The organism is Streptomyces sp. NPDC104814, from assembly GCF_055583185.1.
This window is the reverse complement of sequence record NZ_JBVJOL010000017.1, coordinates 110,266-116,772: the sequence shown is the minus strand read 5'-3', so window position 1 is coordinate 116,772 and position 6,507 is coordinate 110,266. Positions and strand designations below refer to the sequence as shown.

At 69.3% G+C, this 6,507-nt stretch carries 7 protein-coding genes; 2 read left to right on the top strand and 5 right to left on the bottom strand.

The window, feature by feature from the left end; translation table 11 throughout:
• Window positions 1-316: 316 nt before the first annotated feature.
• The 3 genes from ACZ64A_RS35835 to thyX all read right to left on the bottom strand — a co-directional run bounded on the left by ACZ64A_RS35835 (window position 317) and on the right by thyX (window position 4,016).
• Complete coding sequence (locus tag ACZ64A_RS35835) at window positions 317-2,002, bottom strand: ribonuclease J (protein WP_469816117.1); 1,686 nt, start codon at window positions 2,000-2,002, stop codon at window positions 317-319.
• A 168-nt stretch (window positions 2,003-2,170) separates the two neighbouring features.
• Window positions 2,171-3,070, bottom strand: coding sequence for a 4-hydroxy-tetrahydrodipicolinate synthase (dapA, locus tag ACZ64A_RS35830; protein ID WP_469816116.1), 900 nt, complete (start codon window positions 3,068-3,070; stop codon window positions 2,171-2,173).
• A 211-nt stretch (window positions 3,071-3,281) separates the two neighbouring features.
• Window positions 3,282-4,016 (bottom strand): FAD-dependent thymidylate synthase, encoded by a 735-nt coding sequence (gene thyX, locus ACZ64A_RS35825; protein WP_469816115.1) that lies wholly within the window; start codon window positions 4,014-4,016, stop codon window positions 3,282-3,284.
• Between the two features lie 168 nt (window positions 4,017-4,184).
• On the opposite strand from thyX, the gene ACZ64A_RS35820 reads away from it, so the two are divergent.
• The gene (locus ACZ64A_RS35820; RefSeq protein ID WP_469816114.1) at window positions 4,185-4,424 is read left to right on the top strand and encodes a hypothetical protein; all 240 of its coding nucleotides are present in this window, start codon (window positions 4,185-4,187) and stop codon (window positions 4,422-4,424) included.
• Window positions 4,425-4,550: 126 nt separating this feature from the next.
• Window positions 4,551-5,111, top strand: coding sequence for a hypothetical protein (locus ACZ64A_RS35815; protein ID WP_469816113.1), 561 nt, complete (start codon window positions 4,551-4,553; stop codon window positions 5,109-5,111).
• A 167-nt stretch (window positions 5,112-5,278) separates the two neighbouring features.
• Here ACZ64A_RS35815 and ACZ64A_RS35810 read toward each other — a convergent pair whose 3' ends face one another.
• Together ACZ64A_RS35810 and dapB are read right to left on the bottom strand one after the other, a co-directional pair.
• Complete coding sequence (locus tag ACZ64A_RS35810; protein ID WP_361638688.1) at window positions 5,279-5,731, bottom strand: tetratricopeptide repeat protein; 453 nt, start codon at window positions 5,729-5,731, stop codon at window positions 5,279-5,281.
• Between the two features lie 12 nt (window positions 5,732-5,743).
• Window positions 5,744-6,496, bottom strand: coding sequence for a 4-hydroxy-tetrahydrodipicolinate reductase (dapB, locus tag ACZ64A_RS35805; RefSeq protein WP_469816112.1), 753 nt, complete (start codon window positions 6,494-6,496; stop codon window positions 5,744-5,746).
• Between the last annotated feature and the right edge of the window lie 11 nt (window positions 6,497-6,507).

Here is a 6,507-nt window from a genome sequence, read left to right as displayed (position 1 = left end):
AAGGAACGGTCGCTTCCTTTGTACTCACCCTCTCGGGCTTTCCTCCGGGCTTCCCTTCGGTCTTGCGTTTCCGACTCTATCAGATCTTTTCTCGATCCGATTTCCTCGGTGCTTTCCAGGTTTCCGCTCTCGCGTTTCCCTTTCCGGCGGTTCCGACTTTATCAGAGATTCTGAGCCGGATTTCCCACCCCCTCCGGAGCCGCCTGGCGCACGAAGTGTGCCGGGTTCCCGTCGAGGTGGAGCCGTAAACGTACTGGAGCGGGGCGCCTCGATGCAAATCGAGGCGCCCCGCTCCGAGTGCATGCCTGGCAGGGCGTCAGACCTCCACCACGACCGGCAGGATCATCGGCCGGCGCCGGTAGTTGTCCGAGACCCACTTGCCCAGCGTCCGGCGGACCAGTTGCTGCAGCTGGTGGGGCTCGACGACCCCGTCCTGGGCCGAGCGTTCGAGCACCTCGGCGACCTTCGGGAGGACGTCCACGAAGGCCGAGTCCTCGATGCCGGAGCCGCGCGCCTGGACGTGCGGGCCACCAGTGATCTTGCCCGTGGAGGAGTCGACCACCACGAAGACCGAGATGATGCCCTCCTCGCCCAGGATCTTGCGGTCCTTCAGCGCGGGCTCGCCGACATCGCCGACCGACAGGCCGTCGACGTAGACATAGCCCGCCTGGACCTTGCCGGAGATCTTGGCCTTGCCCTGGACCAGGTCGACGGTGACGCCGTCCTCGGCGATGACGATGTGGTCGTGCGGGACGCCGGTGAGGGCGCCCAGCTCGGCGTTGGCGCGCAGGTGGCGCCATTCGCCGTGGACCGGCATCAGGTTCTTCGGGCGGCAGATGTTGTAGAAGTACAGCAGCTCGCCCGCGGACGCGTGGCCGGAGACGTGCACCTTGGCGTTGCCCTTGTGGATGACGTTCGCGCCCCAGCGGGTCAGGCCGTTGATCACGCGGTAGACCGCGTTCTCGTTGCCGGGGATCAGCGAGGACGCCAGGATCACGGTGTCGCCGTCGACGATGCGGATCTGGTGGTCCCGGTTGGCCATGCGGGACAGGGCCGCCATCGGTTCGCCCTGGGAACCCGTGCAGACCAGGACCACCTCGTGGTCCGGGAGGTCGTCGAGCGTCTTGACGTCCACCACCAGGCCCGGCGGGACCCGCAGATAGCCGAGGTCACGCGCGATGCCCATGTTGCGGACCATGGAGCGGCCGACGAAGGCGACCCGGCGGCCGTACTCGTGGGCGGCGTCGAGGATCTGCTGGATGCGGTGGACGTGGCTGGCGAAGCTCGCCACGATGATCCGCTTGCGGGCGCCGGCGAAGACCTGCCGCAGGACGTTGGAGATGTCCCGCTCGTGCGCCGTGAAGCCGGGGACCTCCGCGTTGGTGGAGTCGGTGAGGAGGAGGTCGATGCCCTCCTCGCTCAGCCGCGCGAAGGCGTGCAGGTCCGTGAGGCGGTTGTCCAGCGGGAGCTGGTCCATCTTGAAGTCGCCGGTGTGGACGACCATGCCCGCGGGCGTGCGGATGGCGACGGCCAGCGCGTCCGGGATGGAGTGGTTGACCGCGATGAACTCGCAGTCGAAGGGGCCGAGGCGCTCGCGGTTCCCCTCCGCCACCTCGAGGGTGTACGGGCGGATGCGATGCTCCTGGAGCTTGGCCTCGATCAGCGCGAGGGTCAGCTTGGAGCCGATCAGCGGGATGTCCGGCTTCTCGCGCAGGAGGAACGGGACGCCGCCGATGTGGTCCTCGTGACCGTGCGTGAGGACGATGCCCTCGATGTCGTCGAGGCGGTCTCTGATCGACGTGAAGTCCGGCAGGATCAGGTCGATGCCGGGCTGCTCCTCCTCGGGGAAGAGCACGCCGCAGTCGACGATCAGCAGGCGGCCGCCGTACTCGAAGACCGTCATGTTGCGGCCGATCTCGCCGAGGCCGCCGAGCGGGGTGACCCGCAGGCCGCCTTCGGGCAGCGGCGGGGGCGGGCTCAATTCAGGATGCGGATGACTCAAAAGACTCTCCTCACCACGCGCGCCACGTACCGGTCGGGCACGTGGCGCGCATGACGTTCGTGCAGAAGCAGTTGTCGTTGTGGTTGTCGCAGGCACCGGTGGCCTGCTTATTCAGTTGTGAAGCTCAGGTGCGCGGGGCGGTGGCGCGCGGCCGCGCGAAGTCTGTTGTCAGAGCTGTACCCCGCCGGCGGCAAGATCGATCTTGAGTTGCTCGATCTCCTCGGGCGAGCACTCCACCATGGGGGCGCGCAGCGGCCCGGCGGGCAGGCCCTTCAGGGCGAGCGCGGCCTTGGTGGTCATGACGCCCTGGGTGCGGAACATGCCGGTGTAGACCGGGAGCAGCTTCTGGTGGATCTCGGTGGCCTTGACCACGTCGCCCGAGACGTACGCCTCGACGAGCGCGCGCAGGTCCGGGGTGACGAGGTGGCCTACGACCGAGACGAAGCCGACCGCGCCGACGGAGAGCAGCGGCAGGTTCAGCATGTCGTCGCCGGAGTACCAGGCGAGGCCGGAGCGGGCGATGGCCCAGCTGGCGCGGCCGAGGTCGCCCTTGGCGTCCTTGTTGGCGACGATCCGGGGGTGCTCGGCGAGGCGGACGAGCGTCTCGGTGTTGATCGGAACGCCACTGCGGCCGGGGATGTCGTAGAGCATGACCGGCAGCTCGGTTGCGTCGGCCAGGGCCGTGAAGTGCCGGTACAGGCCCTCCTGCGGGGGCTTGTTGTAGTACGGCGTGACGACGAGCAGGCCGTGGGCGCCGGTCTTCTCGGCGGCGCGGGCCAGCTCGATGCTGTGGTGGGTGTCGTTGGTGCCGACGCCGGCCACCACGTGGGCCCGGTCGCCGACGGCCTCCAGGACCGCTCGTACGAGGTCCGTTTTCTCCGCGTCGCTGGTGGTGGGCGACTCGCCGGTGGTGCCGTTGATGATCAGGCCGTCGTTGCCTGCGTCCACCAGATGCGCGGCGAGCCGCTGTGCGCCGTCGAGGTCGAGTGCGCCGTCCGCCGTGAAGGGCGTGACCATGGCGGTGAGGACCCGCCCGAAGGGGGTCTGCGGAGTGGAGGTCGGTGCCATGGGTTACACGCTACTCGTTGCGCAGTAGGTGGTCTGCCCTCGGGGTGTCGGGCAAGTCAGGACAAAAGAGGAGCCCGGCACTGCCTGCTCGGGGGTTCAAGCAGTGCCGGGTCCGTTTGATCAGGCTAGATGAACTTCTCTTAACGCCGCAATACGGACACTTCGCATGGCTGAACCGTACATGTGTGCCGAGCGGCGGAACGGGGGTCCGTTACGGCGCCACACGCCCGTTCGCATTGAAGGCGGCATACGTGAGCGGCATCAGCCGGGCCCACTCGGCCTCCATCTTCTCGCCGACCATCTCGATCTCCCGCTGCGGGAAGGACGGCACCTTCGCCAGCTCGTGCTGGGTGCGCAGGCCGAGGAAGTGCATCAGCGAGCGCGCGTTGCAGGTGGCGTACATCGAGGAGAACAGGCCGACCGGCAGCACGGCGCGGGCGACCTCACGGGCGACGCCGGCGGCCAGCATCTCCTGGTACGTCCGGTACGCCTGGCGGTACGACTCCTCCATCGAGTCGCTGACGACCTTGTACTGCTCGGGGGTGCCCTCGACGAAGCGGTACTTGCCCGGGCGGCCCTCCTGGACCAGCTTGCGGGAGGTGTCGGGGACGTAGAAGACGGGCTGGAGCTCGCGGTAGCGGCCGGACTCCTCGTTGTACGACCAGCCGACCCGGTGCCGCATGAACTCGCGGAAGACGAAGATCGGGGCGCTGATGAAGAACGTCATCGAGTTGTGCTCGAACGGGCTGCCGTGCCGGTCGCGCATGAGGTAGTTGATCAGGCCCTTGGAGCGCTCCGGGTCCTTCTGCAGCTCGTCCAGCGACTGCTCCCCGAGCGTGGACACACGGGCGGCGAACAGTACGTCGGAGTCGGCCGCGCTGTGTTTCACCAGCTCCACCGTGACGTCGCTGCGGAACTCGATCTTGATGTCATCCTCGGGGATCACGGTTTCGGTGGGCCTTCCGGTCTTGTCGTGTGGCGACGCCACTCTACCCAGTGGCGCGTTTGGTGCCGCACTGCAAGAAGTCGGTGAAACGGGGCACCTTTGAGGCGGTTCGTTCGTCTCTACGGATGACAAAGATCCGTTCTGTCCCCGAAGGGAGACCCACCCCCGATGTCCGGTCCGCGTGAACCCGTCCCGTTCGCCTTCATAGCCGAGGCCGACAGGTTCCGCAGTAATGTCACTCCTCCGCCTCCTCAGCGCGCGTCCGCGGGTCAGCTGGCCGGCCGGCTGCTGCTGGGGCTGACCATCGTCGCCGCGCTGGTCGGCTCGCTGATGGTGGGGATGCCGGCGCTGAGCCTGGATCACTCCTCCACCTCGCCCCAGCACTCGCAGGCGTCCGAAGGCCACTGATGCTCGCCCACGGCCGTCGTGGCAGGGGTGTGGAGCGCCGCCGTGGCCCCCAATGCTGGAGAGCCGGGGCGTGGCCGGATAGCCTCACCGGGCACAGCAGATGCCGGGATCGAGTGAGGACCAGCCGTGCCCCTGCCCTTCCTGACGGCCGACCGCGCGTTCGACACAGAAGCAGCCGAAGATGTCGCCCTGCCGCATGACGACCGCGACCGCTGGCGGCGCCCCTACCGGCCCGGCCCCTGGCGGGTCGGGGCGACCGCGCTGTGCCTGCTGCTGGCCTCGTACGTGCTGAGCGCGGCCGTGATCATCGCGCTGACCGGCACGATCGGCGGAGCCGCCGCGGTCTTCGGCATCGCGCTGCTGATCGTCGCCGGTGCGGTGCGGCTGCTGCGCATGGGCGTGTGGGTGAGCGCGCGTGGACTGCGGCACGTGAGCTTCCTCGTCACGCGCACGGTGGCCTGGGAGCGCGTGGTGAACGTGCGGACGGTGCAGCAGCCGGTCCGCTGGCTGGGGCTGCCGCGCACGGTGCAGGGCCAGGCGCTGGTACTGACACGCGCCGACCGCGCCGGCGATGCCGTACCGCCGTTGCTGACCACGCACAACGCGGACTTCCTGAGCCGCGCCGAGGCCTTCGACCGCGCGGCGGACGCCGTGGAGGCGTGGGCTGCGGACAACCGCCGGGGCTGAGCGGCCCTGCCCCGGGCCGACCGGGTGCAACGGCGGTTCCGTACGACGGCGATGCGAAGGGGCCGGTCCGCGTGTGAACGCGGACCGGCCCCTTCGGCGTACCCATGGCCCCGGCGCTTCGGTGCAGCCGCTGTCCCGTGCCCGGGACGGCGCGTGGGCGTGGCGGGTCAGACCTGGACCGGGCGGCCTTCGTGCAGGGCTATCGCCCGCTGCATGGCCTTGCGGGCGCGGGGTGTGTCGCGGGCGTCGTGGTAGGCGACGGCGAGGCGGAACCAGCAGCGCCAGTCGTCCGGGGACGCCTCGGTCTCGGCCTTGCGCCGGGCGAAGACCTCGTCCGCCGAGTCACGGTCGACCCGGCCGCTGGGCAGGCGTTTCAGCTCGTCGACCGGCAGGCCGCCCTCGGCCTCCAGTTCCGCGGCGAGGGCGTTGGCCTTGCGGACGAACTCGGTGTTCTTCCACAGGAACCACAGGCCGATGACCGGCAGGATCAGCACCGCGATACCGAAGGTGACGGTCAGCGGGGTGCCGGACTGGATGAGCATCACGCCGCGGCTGCCGACCAGGACGAAGTAGAAGACGAGGACGGCGGCCGTGACGAGGTAGGTGATCTTCGCGCGCATGGGGTCAGAGGCTCAGTTCAGGTCCAGGAAGTGTTCCAGGCCGAAGGTCAGGCCCGGGGTGCTGACCACGCGGCGCGCGCCGAGCAGGATGCCCGGCATGAAGCTGCTGTGGTGCAGCGAGTCGTGCCGGACGGTGAGGGTCTCGCCCTCGCCGCCGAGCAGGACCTCCTGGTGGGCCAGGAGGCCGCGCAGCCGGACCGCGTGGACCGGCACACCGTCGACATTCGCGCCGCGGGCGCCGTCCAGGGCGGTCACCGTGGCGTCCGGCGCCGGGGCGGAGCCCGCCTTGGCGCGGGCCTCGGCGATCAGCTGGGCGGTGCGGGTGGCCGTACCGCTCGGGGCGTCCACCTTGTTGGGGTGGTGCAGCTCGACGACCTCGACGGACTCGAAGTACGGGGCGGCGATCTGCGCGAACTTCATCGTCAGTACGGCGCCGATGGAGAAGTTCGGGGCAATGAGCACGCCCGTCTCCGGGGACTGGGCGAGCCAGCCCTTCAGCTGCGCGAGGCGCTCGTCGGTCCAGCCCGTCGTACCGACGACGGCGTGGATGCCGTGCCGGACGCAGAAGTCCAGGTTGCCCATGACCGAGGCGGGGGTGGTCAGCTCGACCGCGATCTGGGCGCCGGTCTCCGCCAGCGTCTCCAGCTTGTCGCCGCGGCCGAGGGCGGCGACCAGCTCCATGTCCTCGGCGGCCTCGACCGCCTTGACCGCCTCGGCCCCGATCCGGCCCTTGGCACCGAGGACCGCCACGCGCAGCTTGCTCATCTGTTGCTTCC